Source organism: Pseudomonas sp. EMN2, from assembly GCF_009650555.1.
In the GTDB taxonomy this organism is placed as follows: Bacteria; Pseudomonadota; Gammaproteobacteria; order Pseudomonadales; family Pseudomonadaceae; genus Aquipseudomonas; species Aquipseudomonas sichuanensis.
Map to the genome: position 1 here is coordinate 1 of NZ_VZZR01000087.1, position 17,126 is coordinate 17,126.

Consider the following 17,126-nt stretch of genomic DNA (forward strand, 5'->3'; position numbering starts at 1 on the left):
GGAGTCCCGAAGCAGGAGAGCACTGGCCTTTTTTAGGATTTCGATATCCCGATCCTTTTGACGGACCAGCGCCTCCAGCTCTTCAATTCGCTGTTGCTCCGGCGTGACCGCTCTGGCTCCAGCCGGCACCTTGCCCGCTCTTTCCTGCCGTACTTGTTCAACCCAGCGCCGAAGCGCGGTAGGCCCAAGCCCAAGGGCTGCGCAGACCTCAGGAACTGACAGGCCGCCGTCCAGCACCATTTCGGCAGCTTGGACTTTGTATTCTCTTGAATAAGATTTACGCACTGATTTTGCCTCCAATTGGGCGCCATCATAATGCCCGATGAAGGTGTCCAAAATCATTAGGCCGGTTAAAGGCCGCTCCTGCAGGGCTCGTGCGAGTTAAATGGGGAGCAGTCTAACCACTGTCGACTGTTCCGGCCATTCGCCTGATCACTGTGCTTGACGTGCGGGCAGGCCGGGCGCGACCCTGCTGCGTTCCTTGAAGGAGAACAAGAATGGACCTGTCGAGCCTGCTGCTGTTTATCCCCGCCTGTTTCGCCCTGAACATGGCGCCGGGGCCCAACAACCTGTTGTCGCTGCACAATGCCAGCCGCTATGGCCTGCGCACCGCTTGCGTGGCCGGGGCCGGCCGGCTGCTGGCATTCAGCGGCATGATCGCGCTGGCGGCCATGGGCCTGGCGGTGGTGCTGCATACCAGCGAATACCTGTTCCTGGCGATCAAGGTGCTGGGCGCCGGCTACCTGTTCTTTATCGCCTGGCAGCTTTGGCGCGCGCCGGTGAGCGAGGCGCGGGTGGCGGGCGAGCAGCCGAGCGGTACCTGGAAGCTGGCACGCCAGGAGTTCTGGGTGGCCGCCGGCAACCCCAAGGCGATCCTGATCTTCACCGCCTTCCTGCCGCAATTCGTGACTGTGGGCGGCAACATGCCGGTGAGCGAGCAGTTCCTGCAGTTGGGGGTGCTGTTCCTGTTGCTGGAGTGGGCGGCCATCGCCATCTATGCCGGGCTCGGCGCTTACCTGCAGCGCTGGTTCGAACGCCCCGGGCCACGCCGGGTGTTCAACCGGGTCAGTGCTTCGCTGCTGGGTTGCGCGGGGCTCGGATTGCTGGCGGCGCGGCGCTAGAACTGCCAGCGTAACCCCAGGTTCACACCGCTGGCCCGCTGCTGGCGGCTGTCGAGGTTGGTGCTGTATTGCAGGCCTGCATGCAGGCTCAGCGCCGAACCCAGGCGTGCCGCCAGCCCGCCTTCGAGTTGCAGCGCGGTGTAGCGGTAGTCGGTGTCTATCCGGTCCACGCCGTTGAAGGTCAAGGTGTCGGCGCCGCCGTCGGCATGCCACAGGTTGACCTGGGCAAAGGGCTGCAGCAGCACCCTGTCTGTGGCCGGGAACATCCCCTCCAGGCGCAGGCCAAGGCGCCCGAGCCATTCCACCTGGGCGTCATGAGCGACCCGCGAGGCCCGGTCGCTGGCGCTGTCCAGGCTCACCCGCTGGGCGATCAGCTGAGCTTGGGGCTCCAGGCTCCACTGCGCGGTCAGCGCCAAGGGGTAGCCGCCTTCCACGGAGGCGGCCCATGCGTGGCCATCGAGGTCGAGCCTGTCGCCACGGTCGGAACGGGCACGGCCATCGAGGTGGGTGTACTGCAGCACCGCGTCCACATAGCCCTGGGCCGGCCCCACCCAGGTCCAGTAAGCGCCCAGGCTGTCGCCCTTGAGTTCAAGGTTGCCCACCGGGCTGTCTTCGCGGCCGAGGGCGAAGCCGCGTACATCGCCATCCAGGCGGCCATGGCTCAGGTACAGGCCAGCGTGCTGGCGATGGCCGTCGTCCGTGGCGCGGACATAAAGGTCCTGGCCCACCTTGAAGCCATATAGGTTGCCGTCCAGGGTCGGGGTCACAGTGCCGCTCCATTGCTGACGAAGGGTGCTGCCGTAGGCTTGGCCCCAGGTCGCAGGCGGCGTAGCTGCGGCGTCGAGCCACTGCTGATCACCCTGGCGCTGCTGAAAGGTGCCCAAGGCCTGGCGCACGACGATCGCGGCACTGCGCGGTGCGGCTGCGTAAACCGCCACCTCCGGGCGGTACAGGGGGATGACCCGCCCGGCCACCGGGGCGGGCAACGCGGCCTGGCCAGGGGCGGGCGCGGCTACCGGCGGCGTGCTCGGCGGGTCCACGCCAGGTGCCGGGGCAGGGGGCGCGACCAGGGTCGAGCGCAGGTACCAGTTGTTCTCGCTGCCGGCGGTGATGCCTCCCTTGAACAGGCGGTAGTCATAGGCGCCGGCCGACAAGGTCTGGGTCTGGATGAAGGCGTTGGCATTGCCGGTGGCGCCGTCGCGGGCCTCGACCACCTGGATGCCATTGCCTTGGGTGGCCGCGCCTGTGCCACCGAGGTTGCTGACCGAAAGCGCGGTCGAGCCGCTGATGCCACCCTGGCTGATCACCAGCCGGTCCGAGGCGGCGCCGTCCTGGCCGAGCACGCTGTTCAGGCGCAGCACGCCGTTGTCGCCGTTGTAGTCGCCGATCACCAGTAGCCGGCCAGCGCCATCGTTGCCTGCGCTCAAGTCGATGGTGCCGGCGTTGTTCAGCCCCACACGCTGGCCATTGGCAAAGGCCGCGACCGTGCCTTGACGCGAAGCCAGGGTGCTACCAGCAGCAATCTGCAGGGTGCCGGTGATAGTGTCGGCATCCCCGAGCCGCAGCGTGTCGTCGAGCTCGAAACGGCTGCCGCCGGCAAGCTCGATCCGTTCCCAGTTGAGGTAGGGGGTGCCCCCTCTCGGCTGGCTGGCGATGAAGGTCAAGGCATCGCTGCCACTGCCAGCGTCGAGCGGGATGACCAGGGCGTCACTGGCCAAGCCCTGGAGCTGCGCCGTGTCGTTGCCAGGGCCCAGGTCTACCTGCGTGCCGATCCGCCCGCCGGTCCAGCTGAAGCGGTCGTTACCGGTGCTCATCAGCACACTGCCTGCAACCTGGCCGCCGTGGATCAGCACCTGGTCATCGCCGCCGCTGACGCTGATATTGCCGCCCACGCTGCCGCTGAAAACTTCCACAAAGTCCTTGTCGAAGCCGGTGACGATATTCCGGTCGATGCTGCCAGCGCGCAGGATGAAGGTGTTCTCGTCCAGGCGCATGTTGACGCTGCCGATGCGCCCGCCGTCCATCTGGGCGAAGTCACCGCTGTCGAAATTGCCCTTGATCCAGCCGCCGGTCATCAGGAAGCGGTCCAGGCCATCGCCCTGATTGAGGTCGCCTTGGATGATGCCGCCGCTGATGGTGAAGGTATCGATGCCGGCGCCCTGATTGACGTCACCGCCGATAACACCCGAGGCCATGTCGATGGCGTCCTGGCCGGCACCGAAGGTCACGTTGCCGCTGATCGTGCCGCTGCCGCCGGCGGGTAGCAGCAGGCTGTTGTTACCGCCGGTGTCGAGCAGCGAAGCGGCGCTGCCGCTGTCGCATACATGGCTGTCATTGCCCGGTCCAGGGCTGAAGCTGCAGGCTGCGTGGGCCTGGGCAAGCAGCAACAGGGGCAAGGGCGCCAGTGCCAGCAACAGACGCAGGTGCATCGCCAGGGCCTCCGTTATGCACAGAGCCCGCACGGCGCAAGCGCGATGTGCGGGATTACCCGCGATGTACTGCGTTCAGGAGGGGGGCACAACTGGCAAAACTGTCAGGCGGCCAAGGGCCATCATCGGTTCAGTCGCGGTAGAACGTCTGCACCAAGTGGTAGCCGAACTTGCTCTTGATCGGCCCGTGCACTACCCGCAAGGGCTTCTTGAAGATCACCTGGTCGATGGCGCCAACCAGTTGCCCCGGGCGTACTTCGCCCAGGTCGCCGCCACGCTTGCCGGAGGGGCAGGTGGAGAATTTCTTCGCCAGTACGTCGAAGGCTTCGCCATTGGCGATGCGCTGCTTGAGCTTCTCGGCTTCGTCAGCGGTCTTGACCAGGATATGGCGGGCTTGGGCTTTCATGGAGATACCTGTACTTCGGGGCGAAAAAGGCCGCCATTATGCCTGATCGCGCAGCTCCGCGCGGTCACGGAACTGCTCAAGTGCCTCGGGGTTGGCCAGGGCATCGGTGTTGTTGACCGGCAGCCCATGCACCACGTTGCGGATCGCCAGTTCCACCAGCTTGCCGCTGAGGGTGCGCGGGATGTCGCTCACCTGGGCGATCACCGCCGGGACATGGCGCGGGCTGGTGTACTGGCGGATGACCTCGCGGATGCGCTGGCGCAAGGCGTCATCCAGCTGCAGGCCATCGCGCAGGCGCACGAACAGCACCACGCGCACATCGTTGTGCCAGTCCTGGCCGATGGCCACGCTTTCCAGCACCTGCTCGACCTTGTCCACCTGCCGGTAGATCTCGGCGGTGCCGATGCGCACGCCACCGGGATTGAGCACCGCATCCGAGCGGCCGTGGATCACCAGGCCGCCGCCGGCGCGTTGCTCGGCGTAGTCGCCCTGGCACCAGGCCCCGTCGAACTGGCTGAAGTAGGCAGCGTGGTAGCGGCTGCCATCGTCGTCGCCCCAGAACCCCAGGGGCATCGACGGGAACGCCTGGGTACACACCAGCTCGCCTTTCTCGTCGATCACCGGCAGCCCCTGTGCATTCCACACCTGCACCGCCATGCCCAGGCCGGGCCCTGCAATCAGGCCACGGCGTACTGGCAGCAGCGGGTTGCCAAGCACGAAGCAGGAGACAATGTCGGTGCCGCCGGACATCGAGGCCAGGCACACATCGGCCTTGAACTTGGCATAGACGAAGTCGTAACTGTGCGGCGACAGCGCCGAGCCGGTGGACAACAGCAGCCTCAGGGTATCGAGGCGATGGCTTTTCATCGGCTCGCAACCGGCCTGCTCCAGGGCTGCGAGGTACTTGGGGCTGGTGCCGAAGGCGTTGATGCCTTCGCTATCGATCAGGTCGAGCAGCCGCTCCGGGCCCGGGTGGAAGGGCGATCCGTCATACAGCACCAAGGTGGCGCCCACCGCCAGGCCCGAGACCAGCCAGTTCCACATCATCCAGCCACAGGTGGTGTAGTAGAACAGCACGTCGTCGGCCTTCAGGTCATTGTGCAGGCCGTGTTCCTTGAGGTGTTGCAGCAGTACGCCGCCGGCCCGGTGGACGATGCACTTGGGCACACCGGTGGTGCCGCTGGAGTAGAGGATGTACAGCGGGTGATCGAAGGGCAGGGCGACGAAGGTCGGGCTGCCGCCGGGCTGGAAAAAGTCATCCCACAGGCTGACCTGGGGCGCGTTGAACTCTTCGCTGCGGGTCTGCGCCCGGGTGTAGGGCACCACCAGCAGGTGTTCCAGTTGCGGCAGTTGGGCGACGACCTGGTTGATCTTGTCGACCTGGTCCACGGTTTTGCCTGCGTAGGCATAGCCCGCGCAGGCAATCAGCAGTTTCGGCGCGATCTGCCCGAAGCGGTCGATGATGCCGTGGGTGCCGAATTCCGGAGAGCAGCTGGACCACACCGCCCCAAGGCTGCTGGCGGCGAGCATGGCTACCAGAGTCTCCCAGGTGTTGGGCATGACCGCCCCGATGCGATCACCCGGCACGATGCCGGCCTGGCGCAAGGCCCGTTGCATCCCGGCCACCTGGGCGGCCAACTGGTTATGGGTCAGGCTCTGGCGACTGCCGTCCTCACGCACTGCGACCACGGCGGGGCGATCATCGCGGCGTTGCAACAGGTGCTCGGCGAAGTTCAGGGTGGCGTCGGCGAACCAGCGGGCATCGCGCAGGTGCGGGCCCTCGATCAGTACCTGGCTTGCGGGTGTGTGCCAGCGCACGTGGAAGTATTCACTGAGGGTCTGCCAGAAGGCAGCGCGGTGCTCGATGCTCCAGCGATGCAAGGCGGCGTAGTCGTCGAGCTGGAGGTTGAAGCGCAGGTTGACCCGGCGGCGCAGGGCTTGCATGCGGCTGGCTTCGATCTGCGAGGTGGAGGGGCGCCAGAGTATGTCGTTCATGCCGGGACCCTCGGTGCAGTGATGGGGCAAGCCCGCCGCGAAGGCGGGTTTGCCGACGCTGGCGGTTACTCCACTTTAGCCGTTTGTACGTCCGGCGAGGCCGACCATACCCGGTAGCGCACTTCGACACCCTTGGGCACGTAGACCACCACCGGCAGCTTGCTGTTGTAGCGCAGCATGAAGCCTTCACCGACTACCGGCACGAAGGCGTCGGTCTTCTTGTTGTCCGGGCAGGCCATCAAGGTGCTGGCCGGGCCGGCCACCTTGTCCAGGCGATAGTAGTTGTAGCCCCAGCCTTGCAGCGTGTGTTCTTCGAGCTTGCCGCCAAGGCGCTGGCGGTTGCAGTCCACCTTCAGCGTCTTGCCGGCGAGGATTTCCAGCTGGTAGGCCGATTCATCGGCCTGGGCCGGCAGGTGGATCACCTGCCGAGTGAAGCCTTTTTCCGCCTCGGGGTAGGGCGCGACGTCCTTCAGGCTGGCGGCCATTGCCGGGGCGGCGGCCGCCAGGGTCAGGGACAGGAACGCGGTGAGTTGGGCTTGGCGCATAAGGCCTCCTTGCAGATAAACGAATGCAAGACCGTGCCAGGCTCAACGCCCGCCCTCACTGGGCGAGCCAGCCGCCATCGACGTTCCAGGCGGCGCCGCGAACCTGGCTGCCGGCCTCGCTGCACAGGAACAATACCAGCTCACCGAGGTGACGGGGTGTGACGAAGGCCAGCGAAGGCTGTTTCTCGGCCAACAGATCGTGCTGCGCCTGCTGTGGATCGCCGCCGTTGGCGGCACGCTCGTCGATCTGTTTCTGTACCAGCGGGGTCAGCACCCAGCCGGGGCAGATGGCATTGCAGGTGACGTTGCTGGTGGCGGTTTCCAGGCCGATCACCTTGGTCAGCCCGACCACGCCGTGCTTGGCGGCCACATAGGCGGCCTTGCCGGTGGAGCCCACCAGGCCATGCACCGAGGCGATGTTGATGATCCGCCCCCAACCCCGCGCGCGCATGCCCGGCAGCGCCAGCCGGCTGCCATGGAACACCGCCGACAGGTTGAGCGCGATGATCTTGTCCCAGGCCTCGACCGGGAACTGCTCCACCGGCGCCACGTGCTGGATGCCGGCGTTGTTGACCAGGATGTCCAGCGCACCGAACTCGCGCTCGGCCATGGCGAACATCTGCTCGATCTGCGCCACATCGGACAGGTCGGCCGGATGGTGTGCAACCTTCACCCCGTGCTGCCTGATTTGGGCGATGGCCGCTGCCGGGTCGCCAAAGCCGTTGAGCAGGATATTCGCGCCGGCCTCTGCCAGCACCTGGGCGATGCCCAGCCCGATACCGCTGGTGGAGCCGGTGACCAGTGCGGTCTTGCCTTTGAGCGTCATGCAGTTCTCCTTAGACGATGCCGGTGGCGTAGAACGTGGCGATGACCACGAACACGGCCAGGGTCTTGATCAGGGTAATACCGAAAATGTCCTTGTACGCCTCGCGGTGGGTCAGCCCGGTCACCGCCAGCAGGGTGATCACCGCGCCGTTGTGCGGCAGGGTGTCCATGCCGCCGCTGGCCATGGCGGCCACCCGGTGCAGCACTTCCAGCGGGATATTGGCGGCGTTGGCGGCGGCGATGAAGCTGTCGCTCATGGCCGCCAGGGCGATGCTCATGCCGCCCGACGCAGAGCCGGTGATGCCGGCCAGCAGGGTCACGGTGATGGCTTCGTTGACCAGCGGGTTGGGGATGCCGCGCAGGGCATCGGCCAGCACCAGAAAGCCCGGCAGCGAGGCGATCACCGCGCCAAAGCCGTATTCCGAGGCGGTGTTCATGGCCGCCAGCAGCGCACCACCAACGGCGCTTTTGGTGCCTTCGGCCAGGCGCTGGCGAATGGTGCCGAAGGCGCACACCAGCACCATCAGGATGCCCACCAGCAAGGCCGCCTGCACTGCCCAGATCGCCGTGAGCTTGGCCACGTCGCTTTGCACCGGTGCGGCCATGCCCGGCAGTTGCAGGGTATGGCTGGCGCCGTACCACTGGGGGATCCAGTGGGTGAACAGCAGGTTCATCACCCCCACCAGCAGCAACGGCGACAACGCCAGCCACGGGTTGGGCAGGGTGATGTCGTCGGCGGTCTCCGGTTCGTTGCGCAGGTTGCTGCCGTAGCCTTCACCCTTGCGCTGGGCCTTGTTGCGCTGGCGTTGCAGGTAGAGCATGCCGGCGCTGAACACGAACAGCGTGCCGATCAGGCCCAGCCATGGCGCGGCCCAGGCAGTGGTGTTGAAGAAGGTGCTGGGGATGATGTTCTGGATCTGCGGGGTGCCGGGCAGGGCGTCCATGGTGAACGAGAACGCACCCAGGGCAATGGTTGCCGGGATCAATCGCTTGGGGATGTCGCTTTGCCGGAACATCTCGGCGGCGAACGGGTACACCGCGAACACCACCACGAACAGCGACACGCCGCCGTAGGTGAGCAGGGCGCAGACCAGCACGATCACCAGCATCGCCTGGCGTGTGCCGAACAGGCGGATGGCGGCGGCGACGATCGAGCGCGAGAAGCCCGACAGTTCGATCAGCTTGCCGAACACCGCGCCCAGCAGGAACACCGGGAAATACAGCTTGATGAAGCCGACCATTTTCTCCATGAACACCCCGGTGAAGGCGGGGGCCACGGCGGCGGGGTCGGTGAGCAGCACGGCGCCAAGGGCGGCGATGGGCGCGAACAGGATCACGCTGTAACCGCGATAGGCGGCCAGCATCAGCAGGGCCAGGGCAGCGAGGGCGATGAGCACGGTCATCGTGAGGGATCTCCAACTGTTGTTTTTATGGTTGGAAACGCAGATAGCGGGAATCGTGCCAGTTTGTTAAGCCATTGATTTATATGAATAAAATCAAAACAACTAAATCAATAATCTCAATTTCGAGACATGGCTGCGTGGGAGCGGGCTTGCCCCGCGATGGCCTTCACAGGAAATAGTCGATTTTATGCCGCCGACGCCATCGCGGGGCAAGCCCGCTCCCACGATCCAAACTTTGAGATTGGTGTCTCTTTACTGAGACTCAATCCCCAACGCCACCATCTTCTTGTACAAGGTCGACCGCCCCAACCCCAACGCCCGCGCCGCCTCCGGCACATTCCCGCCACTGCGCGCCAGGGCATCGACAATCAACCCGCGCTCGAACTGCGCGCACGCCTGGCGATAGTCCAGCGCCGGCGTGGCCGTTGCCACCGGGCTCAACGGCCCCAACGCACTGATCAAGTCCGCCACATTCAAACGCGGCTGGTCCGCCAGCAAGGTCGCGCGCTCCAGCACGTTACGCAATTCACGAATGTTCCCCGGCCAGCCATGGCGCCCCAGCAGCGCCTGGGCTTCGGGCTCCAGCTCGTACTGGCTGCCCAGCTCGGCCAGGATCGCCTCGCACAACGCCGGCAGGTCCTCCAGCCGCTCGCGCAACGGCGGTACCTGGATCGGCAGCACGTTCAGCCGGTAGTACAGGTCGGCACGGAAGGCGCCACGCGCCATGGCCGCGTGCAGGTCGATGGAAGTGGCGGCGATGATGCGCACATCGCTGCGCAGCATCTGGTTGGAGCCCACCGGCTCGTATTCCTTCTCTTGCAGTACCCGCAGCAACTTGCTCTGCAGCGCCAGTGGCATGTCGCCGATTTCGTCGAGGAACAGCGTGCCGCCTTCGGCCAGTTGCAGCTTGCCACTGCGGCCCTTGCGCTCGGCGCCGGTGAAGGCGCCGGGGGCGGTGCCGAAGAATTCGGCCTCCAGCAGGGTCTCGGGGATGGCCGCGCTGTTGATGCTGACGAAGGCCTTGTGCGCCCGCGCCGACGCGGCATGGATGGCGTGGGCCAGCAGCTCCTTGCCGGTGCCGGTTTCGCCCAGCAGCAGCACCGGCGAGTCACTGGCCGCGCCGCGTCGGCCGCGGCGCTTGGCCTCAAGGCAGGCAGCGCTGCTGCCGACGAACTGGGCGAAGCTGTAGCGCGCCTGGCGCGCGCGCAGTTGCGAGCGGGTGCTGGCCAGCTCCTGCTGCATGCTCGAGTAGCGCTTGAGCAAGGGGGACAGGCTACGCAACTCGTCGAACAGGGCAAAGCCGATGGCGCCGATCAGCGCGCCCTGGTCGTCGTGGATCGGCAGGCGCATCACCACCAGCGGCTCGTTGGGGGTGTCGAGCATGTCCAGCAGGATCGGCTTGCCGTTGCTCACCACCTCGCGCATCAGGCTGCCGGGGATAACCGCCTCGCAGGGCTGGCCGATGGCGCTGGCGGCGTCGGCCAGGCCGAAGCGCCGGGCGTAGCGCTCGTTCATCCAGACGATGCGCGTCTGGCGGTCGACGATCACCGTGCCTTCGCTGGATTGCTCGATGATCTCGAACAGCGAGCGGATTGCCAGTTGGCGGACCTGGGGGTAATCCTTGAGGTTGTCGTGCATGTTTGCAGTATCCGCTTGAATCATAAGGCCCTATCGCGGGGCAAGCCCGCTCCCACGTGGGAGCATCTTAAATACCTGGCGCTATCCCTGTGGGAGCGGGCTTGCCCCGCGATAGGGCCGGTACAGGCAAATCTAACGCCGTGGATCGAACGCCTCACGCAGCGCATCGCCGATGAACACCAGCAACGACAGGATCAGCGCCAGGGCAAAGAACGCGGTAAAGCCCAGCCACGGCGCCTCCAGGTGCTGCTTGCCCTGGGTCACCAGCTCACCCAGTGACGCACTGCCCGCAGGCATGCCGAAGCCGAGAAAGTCCAGCGCCGTAAGGGTAGTGATCGCCCCGGTGAGCATGAACGGCACGTAAGTCAGCGTGGCGTTCATGGCGTTGGGCAGGATATGCCGCAGCATCACCTGGCTGTCCGGCAACCCCAGCGCGCGGGCCGCCTTGACGTACTCCAGGTTGCGCCCGCGCAGGAACTCGGCGCGCACCACATCGACCAGCGCCAGCCACGAAAACAGCGCCATGATCCCCAGCAGCCACCAGAAGTCCGGCTCGACGAAGCCCGAGAGGATGATCAGCAGGTACAGCACCGGCAACCCCGACCACACTTCCAGCAGGCGTTGCCCGAGCAGGTCGACCCATCCGCCGTGATAACCCTGCAAGGCGCCGGCGGTGACGCCGATCAGCACGCTGAGCACGGTCAGGGCAAAGGCGAACAGCAGCGATACCCGCGTGCCGTACAGCACCCGAGCCAGTACGTCGCGCCCCTGGTCATCGGTGCCCAGCCAGTTGACTGCGCTGGGCGGGCTGGGGGTGGGTACCTGCAGGTCGTAGTTGGGGGTGTCGGCGCTGAACGGGATGGGCGCGAACAGCATCCAGCCGCCCTGGCCCTCGATCAGTTGGCGCACGTACTGGCTGCGATAGTCGGGCTGGAACGGCAACTGGCCGCCGAACTCCTGCTCGGTGTAGCGCTTGAGCGCGGGGGTATACAGCTGGCCTTTGTACGACAGCAGCAGTGGCTTGTCGTTGGCCACCAGCTCCGCGCCGAGGCTGAGTATCAACAGGCCGGCGAACAGCCACAGCGAGGCCCAGCCAAGGCGGTTGGCGCGAAAGCGCTGCAGGCGGCGTCGAGCGATGGGCGAGAGCATCAGCGGCCCCTCGCGTCGAAGTCGATGCGCGGGTCGAGCGCCGTGTAGCAGAGGTCGCCGATCAGGCGGATCAGCAGCCCGGCCAGGGTGAAGATGAACAGCGTGCCGAACACCACCGGGTAGTCCCGCGACACCGCTGCCTCATAGCTCATGCGGCCCAGGCCATCGAGAGAGAAGATCACCTCGATCAGCAGGGAGCCTGCGAAGAACACCGTGATCAGCGCCTGCGGCAATCCGGCAACCACCAGCAGCATGGCGTTGCGCAATACATGGCCGTACAGCACTCGGTGCTCGCTCAGGCCCTTTGCCCGGGCAGTGACCACGTACTGCCGGGAAATCTCGTCGAGGAAGGCGTTCTTGGTCAGCAGGGTCAAGGTGGCGAAACCCCCGATCACCAGCGCGCCGACCGGCAGCACCAGGTGCCAGAAGTAATCGGCCAGCTTGCCCAGCAGGCTGAGCTGGTCGAAGTCATCCGACACCAGCCCGCGCACCGGGAACCAGTTGAGCGAGGTGCCACCGGCGAACAGCACGATCAGCAGCAGGGCGAACAGGAACGAGGGCAGGGCATAGCCGACCACGATCAGCGCGCTGCTCCAGGCGTCGAAGCGGCTGCCATGGCGCACCGCCTTGCGGATGCCCAGCGGGATCGACACCAGGTAGGTGATCAGCGTGGCCCAGAAGCCCAGTGACAGCGTCACCGGCAGTTTCTCGAGGATCAGGTCGGTGACCTTGGCGCCGCGGAAGAAGCTCTGGCCAAAGTCCAGGCGGGCGTACTGGCCGAGCATCAGCCACAGCCGTTCGGGGGCGGACTTGTCGAAACCGTACTGGCGCTTGATCTCCTCGATCAGCTTGGGGTCCAGGCCACGGGTGGCGCGGGACTCGCCGTGCACCGCCTCGGCCCGTGCGCCGGGGGCGCCGCCACCGATGCCCTGCAGCCGCGCCACGGCCTGTTCCACCGGGCCGCCGGGCGCGGCCTGGACGATGGCGAAGTTGACCAGCAGGATCGCCAGCAAGGTGGGGATGATCAGCAGCAGGCGGCGCAGGATGTAGCTGGTCATGGCTGTTTCCCGAGCCGTTCGGCCATCTGTTCGGTAGTCAGAGCCGTCGGGCTGACCTCCCACCAGGCGTCCAGGCCTTCGTCATAGGTGGCCTGCACCTTGGGCAGGCCGAAGCGGTTCCACCACACCGTCGAGCTACCCGGCGGGTAGTAGTTGGGGATCCAGTAGTAGTTCCATTGCAGCACTCGGTCCAGGGCATGGGCATGGCGCAGCATGTCGGGCTGGCTGCTGGCGCGCACCAGCCCGTCGAGCAGGTGGTCCACCGCCGGGTCCTTGAGCACCATCAGGTTGTTCGAGCCGGGGTCGTTGGCCGCGGCGGAGCCGAAGTAGTTATATAGCTCGCTGCCCGGCGACAGGGTCACCGGGTAGCCGGTGACGACCATGTCGTAGTCGCGGGCCATCAGGCGGTTGACGTACTGCGCGGCGTCGACGTTGCGGATGTTCAGCTCGATGCCGATCTGCGCCAGGTTGCGCTTCCACGGCAGCAGCAGGCGCTCCATGCCCGACTGACCGTTGAGGAAGGTGAAGCTCAGCGGCTCGCCCTGGGCGTTGACCAGGCGATCGCCCTCGGGGCGCCAGCCGGCGGCCTGGAGCAGGGCCAGGGCCTGCAACTGCTGCGCGCGGATGATCCCCGTGCCGTCGGTGACCGGGGCGCTGAACACCTGGCTGAACACCTCGTCGGGCACCTGGCCACGCAGCGGTTCCAGCAGCTTGAGTTCGTCCGCGTCCGGCAGCGCGCGGGCTGCCAGCGGGGTGTTGGAGAACAGGCTCTGCTGGCGGATGTACATGTTGCGCATCATCTGCCGGTTGCTCCACTCGAAGTCCCAGAGCATGCCCAGGGCCTGGCGCACCCGGCGGTCCTGGAACTGCGGCTTGGCCAGGTTGAACACGAAGCCCTGGGCCACCTGCGGCTTGGCCGGGCCCAGGTGGGCGCGCTGCAGGCGGCCGTCATCGAGCTGGGCGCCGTTGTAGCCGAGGGTGAAGGCGGTGGCGGAGAACTCACGGTTGTAGTCGTAGCCGCCACCCTTGAGCACCTGGCGCGCCACCTCGGTGTCACCGAAGTACTCGATGCGCAGACGCTGGAAGTTGTACAGGCCACGGGCCACCGGCAGGTCCTTGGCCCACCATTCGGCATTGCGTTCGAAAGTGATGCTGCGGCCGTTGTCGATCCGGCTGATGCGGTACGGGCCGCTGCCCACGGGTTTGTCGAAACCGGCGCCGTTGGCAAAATCACGTTGCTGCCAGTCGTGCTCGGGCAGTACTGGCAGGCTGGCCAGGTCCAGCGCCAAGGTGCGCCCGTGCGGCTGTTTGAAGTCGAAGCGTATCTGCCGTGGGCCTTCGACCGTCACCCCGGCCACTTCGGCGAAACGGGTGCGGTAATTGAGGCTGCCCTTGCTCATCAGCAGCTCGAAGGTGAAACGCACATCCTCGGCGCGCACCGGCTTACCATCGGCGAAGGTGGCGCGCGGGTCGAGGTACAGGCGCAGCCAGGCGTCGTCGGGGCCGCGCTCCAGGCGCTGGGCGATCAGGCCATAGACCGTATACGGCTCGTCGAAGGCGCGAATGGCCAGTGGCGCGTACAACCAGCCTTCGACCTGGCTCACGCCAATGCCCTTGTCGATGAACGGCAGGATGTGGTCGAACTGGCCGATCTCCAGGGCCGAACGGCGAAGGCTGCCGCCTTTGGGGGCGTCCGGGTTGACGTAGGCGAAGTGCTGGAAACTGGCGGGGTAGCGGGGGGCTTCACCGTAGACGGTGAGGGCGTGGGTGGGGGCGGCCTGGGCGACCGCCGACAGCGCCAGCAGCAGTGCGGCACATCCCGAACGCAGCCACCTGGTGAATGCGTGGGAGCGGGCTTGCCCCGCGATGGCGGACGTCAGGCCGACTGCATTGGCACTGGCGACGCCATCGCGGGGCAAGCCCGCTCCCACAAGGTTGCTGAGCAACAACCTTCTATCAGTCCTGGCGGCTGGTCACTTCCAGCAGGTGGTAGCCGAACTGGGTCTTCACCGGGCCTTGCACGGTGTTGACCGGGGCGCTGAACACCACGGTGTCGAATTCCTTGACCATCTGGCCCGGGCCGAACGAGCCCAGGTCACCGCCCTGGCGGCTGGATGGGCAGGTGGAGTTGGCCTTGGCGATTTCGGCGAAGTCGGCGCCGGCTTCGATCTGTGCTTTGAGTTCGTTGCACTTGTCTTCAGTGGCAACCAGGATGTGGCGGGCGGTGGCTCGAGCCATGGGGGACTGCTCCTAGGGGGTGAAAAAGGGCAAGCCTAGCGCACTTGTCTAGGCCATGTCTCGCAAGGCTTGCCGACTGTTTCCTACAAACGTTTGGCCGCTTCGCGCAGCATGGTCTCGGTCGCGCTCCAGCCCAGGCAGCCGTCGGTGATGGACACGCCGTACTTCAGGGCACCGGCGCCCAATGCCTGGCAACCGTCGAACAGGTGGCCCTCGATCATCACCCCGACCAGCGAACGGTCACCGGCCAGGCGTTGCTGCAGCACATCTTCGAACACCGCAGGCTGACGCATCGGGTCCTTGCCACTGTTGGCATGGCTGCAATCGACCATGATGCGTGGCGCCAGGCCCGCCTTGGCCAGGCCCTGGCGCGCCTGGGCCACGCTGTGGGCATCGTAGTTCGGGCCCTTGTGGCCGCCGCGCAGCACCAGGTGGGTGTCCGGGTTGCCGAGGCTCTCGATGATCGCCGGGTAGCCCTGGGCGTCCATGCCGAAGTGGCGGTGCGGATGCGCGGCGCTGCGCATGGCGTCGCAGGCAATGGCGATGCCGCCATCGGTGCCGTTCTTGAAGCCGACCGGTAGCTCCAGGCCACTGACCATCTCGCGGTGGATCTGCGACTCGGTGGTGCGCGCGCCAATGGCGGCCCAGCCCAGCAAGTCGTCGAAGTAGCCAGCGGCCATGGGTTGCAGCAACTCGGTGGCGATCGGCAGGCCGCGTTCGATCATGCTCAGCATCAAACCACGGGACAGGGCGATGCCTGCGTGCATATCGTCGCTGCCGTCCAGGTGCGGATCGTAGGCCAGGCCTTTCCAGCCCACCGTGGTGCGTGGTTTTTCAACGTAGGCGCGCATCACCAGCAGCAGCTTGTCGCCGACTTCATGGTTGAGCGCCGCCAGGCGGTCGGCGTATTCCAGCGCCGAGCGCGGGTCATGAATCGAGCATGGGCCGACGATCACCAGCAGACGTTCGTCGCGGCCTTCAAGGATGGCGCGGATCGCCTGGCGATGGGCATGGACTTGCTGGGTGAGTTCGGTTGACAGCGGCATCTGCTGCTTGAGCAGGTGCGGGCTGGGCAGGCGCTTGCTGACAGTGGCGTTGGCCGCTTGCGGTTGGGTCAGGGGCAGGGCGAGGTTCGAGGCGTGCATGGCGTTTTTCCCTGGGCGGACGGCGGGTTCTGGCCCGCGCGGTCGGCCCTATCGAGGTGTTCGACTGGTCGTCAAATTGGGTAGTTGTGCGGCATTGCCACCGGAAATCGACCGAACGGAGGCGGCAGGCTGGCCCGAACGGGATTGGCTAAATCGCCATGCATAGGTGCTTGGGTAGTAGTAAGTGGCGTAGTTCATGAATCTGTCCTCAAGATGAAGCGTTGAAAGTGGTGGCCCGGAAAAACAAAACCCCCGGTCGGGGAGCCGACCGGGGGTTTGAGTATTCTCGTGTTCGGCGGCCCCTCGAAAGTGGGCGCCGGGTGGGTTATCGGCGCCTAGTAGCTAAACCAATAACCAAAATAAAAGGGTGCAACGGCGTTACGACCGGCAACGGCCAGCACGCGGTGCGCTGGGCGACCGGTGTGGTTGGCGTGGTTGCAGGTGTGTTTCGACATGTTGCTCTCCAGTGAATGAGCCCGAGCTTACTGCACCTTGGCGGTAGCGTTCAATGGATAAATGCTATCGGTTCAATCAATGAAGCTGACTAACGCGCAAGCTGACATATGAGTTGGTGGAGCAGGCGCTTGGCGTGGCGATGTCCAACGACTTCGCCGGTTGAGTCCAGCGCACGTCTTCGGGGCCTTTCGCGGGGCAAGCCCGCTCCCACGATATCTGCGTCGTGGGAGCGGGCTTGCCCCGCGATGAGGCCATTCTCCATGTCATCGATCAGCGCCTTGGCCATGGCGCTGAGGATGCGGGCGGTGCCACCGGCGATCAGGTCGCCTTCCATTTCGGCTTCGCGGGTGAGGTGGCGGATGCAGCCGAGCAGTACCGACAACTCGTCGAAGGCGTGCTGCAAGGGGATTTCGGGCTGGATGCGGAACAGCTCCAGGCAGGTGGTGGTGCCTGTGGTGCTCCCGTGGGTAGAGGGCTCGGTCATGGCTGCGCTCCTGTCTCGTGGCGGATCAGGGGGTAGAGCAGCTGGTTGAGGTAGATGCAGGTGTTCAGCAGGGTCTGGCGCTGTTCTTCGCTGTTGGTGTTGAAATACATATCGAGCACTTCGCGTAGGCAGCCCATCAATGAGGTGGCTTCGGTACGGGCGGCTTCGGGGGTGAGGTCGGGGGAGATGGACAGGTAAGGGAAGAAACGGGGTGGGTCGGGGACGATCTTTTTC

Annotated in this window: 15 protein-coding genes and 1 pseudogene; 1 reads left to right on the forward strand and 15 read right to left on the reverse strand. The window is 65.7% G+C overall.

The features are described 5' to 3' along the window. Positions 1 to 336, reverse strand: a 336-nt coding sequence (locus tag F6X61_RS22160; protein ID WP_178125873.1) for a transposase, incomplete at its 3' end; no start/stop codon positions are given. A gap of 161 nt (positions 337 to 497) precedes the next feature. Here F6X61_RS22160 and F6X61_RS22165 point away from each other — a divergent pair. Further along, complete coding sequence (locus F6X61_RS22165; RefSeq protein ID WP_153788556.1) at positions 498 to 1,121, forward strand: LysE family translocator; 624 nt, start codon at positions 498 to 500, stop codon at positions 1,119 to 1,121. On the opposite strand, the gene F6X61_RS22170 is transcribed toward F6X61_RS22165, so the two are convergent. The 14 genes and pseudogenes from F6X61_RS22170 to F6X61_RS27045 form a co-directional block, all read right to left on the reverse strand. After that, a complete protein-coding gene (locus tag F6X61_RS22170; protein ID WP_153788557.1) occupies positions 1,118 to 3,550 on the reverse strand; it encodes an autotransporter outer membrane beta-barrel domain-containing protein in 2,433 nt (810 codons plus the stop codon). The genes F6X61_RS22165 and F6X61_RS22170 overlap by 4 nt on opposite strands. A gap of 130 nt (positions 3,551 to 3,680) precedes the next feature. Further along, on the reverse strand, positions 3,681 to 3,956 hold the full coding sequence (locus F6X61_RS22175; RefSeq protein WP_008095636.1) for a peptidylprolyl isomerase: 276 nt from the start codon (positions 3,954 to 3,956) through the stop codon (positions 3,681 to 3,683). Positions 3,957 to 3,992: 36 nt separating this feature from the next. Further along, on the reverse strand, positions 3,993 to 5,951 hold the full coding sequence (locus tag F6X61_RS22180) for an acetoacetate--CoA ligase (protein ID WP_153788558.1): 1,959 nt from the start codon (positions 5,949 to 5,951) through the stop codon (positions 3,993 to 3,995). Positions 5,952 to 6,016: 65 nt separating this feature from the next. Further along, the gene (gene eco, locus F6X61_RS22185) at positions 6,017 to 6,496 is read right to left on the reverse strand and encodes a serine protease inhibitor ecotin (RefSeq protein WP_153788559.1); all 480 of its coding nucleotides are present in this window, start codon (positions 6,494 to 6,496) and stop codon (positions 6,017 to 6,019) included. A 55-nt stretch (positions 6,497 to 6,551) separates the two neighbouring features. Further along, positions 6,552 to 7,322: a 3-hydroxybutyrate dehydrogenase gene (gene hbdH, locus F6X61_RS22190; RefSeq protein WP_153788560.1), complete on the reverse strand. Its 771-nt coding sequence runs from the start codon at positions 7,320 to 7,322 to the stop codon at positions 6,552 to 6,554. A 10-nt stretch (positions 7,323 to 7,332) separates the two neighbouring features. Then, on the reverse strand, positions 7,333 to 8,724 hold the full coding sequence (locus F6X61_RS22195) for a GntP family permease (protein ID WP_153788561.1): 1,392 nt from the start codon (positions 8,722 to 8,724) through the stop codon (positions 7,333 to 7,335). Positions 8,725 to 8,976: 252 nt separating this feature from the next. Continuing rightward, positions 8,977 to 10,362, reverse strand: a complete 1,386-nt coding sequence (locus F6X61_RS22200) for a sigma-54-dependent Fis family transcriptional regulator (protein ID WP_153788562.1) — start codon at positions 10,360 to 10,362, stop codon at positions 8,977 to 8,979. A gap of 132 nt (positions 10,363 to 10,494) precedes the next feature. Further along, positions 10,495 to 11,511, reverse strand: a complete 1,017-nt coding sequence (locus F6X61_RS22205) for an ABC transporter permease (protein ID WP_153788563.1) — start codon at positions 11,509 to 11,511, stop codon at positions 10,495 to 10,497. Then, a complete protein-coding gene (locus tag F6X61_RS22210; protein ID WP_153788564.1) occupies positions 11,511 to 12,569 on the reverse strand; it encodes a microcin C ABC transporter permease YejB in 1,059 nt (352 codons plus the stop codon). Before F6X61_RS22210 ends, F6X61_RS22205 begins: the two co-directional genes overlap by 1 nt. Then, positions 12,566 to 14,398: an extracellular solute-binding protein gene (locus tag F6X61_RS22215; protein WP_256671404.1), complete on the reverse strand. Its 1,833-nt coding sequence runs from the start codon at positions 14,396 to 14,398 to the stop codon at positions 12,566 to 12,568. Before F6X61_RS22215 ends, F6X61_RS22210 begins: the two co-directional genes overlap by 4 nt. A 127-nt stretch (positions 14,399 to 14,525) precedes the next feature. Next, on the reverse strand, positions 14,526 to 14,807 hold the full coding sequence (locus tag F6X61_RS22220; protein WP_054884552.1) for a peptidylprolyl isomerase: 282 nt from the start codon (positions 14,805 to 14,807) through the stop codon (positions 14,526 to 14,528). 83 nt (positions 14,808 to 14,890) lie between these two features. Continuing rightward, positions 14,891 to 15,952 carry a 3-deoxy-7-phosphoheptulonate synthase gene (locus F6X61_RS22225; RefSeq protein ID WP_110994962.1) on the reverse strand — a complete coding sequence of 354 codons (1,062 nt, stop codon included), beginning with the start codon at positions 15,950 to 15,952 and terminating at the stop codon, positions 14,891 to 14,893. A 694-nt stretch (positions 15,953 to 16,646) separates the two neighbouring features. Continuing rightward, positions 16,647 to 16,892: pseudogene (locus F6X61_RS27335) on the reverse strand (DUF3077 domain-containing protein); the annotation flags it as partial. Next, the coding region (locus F6X61_RS27045; RefSeq protein ID WP_178125874.1) for a hypothetical protein at positions 16,889 to 17,126 on the reverse strand (238 nt) is incomplete at its 5' end. The gene F6X61_RS27045 and the pseudogene F6X61_RS27335, both read right to left, overlap by 4 nt.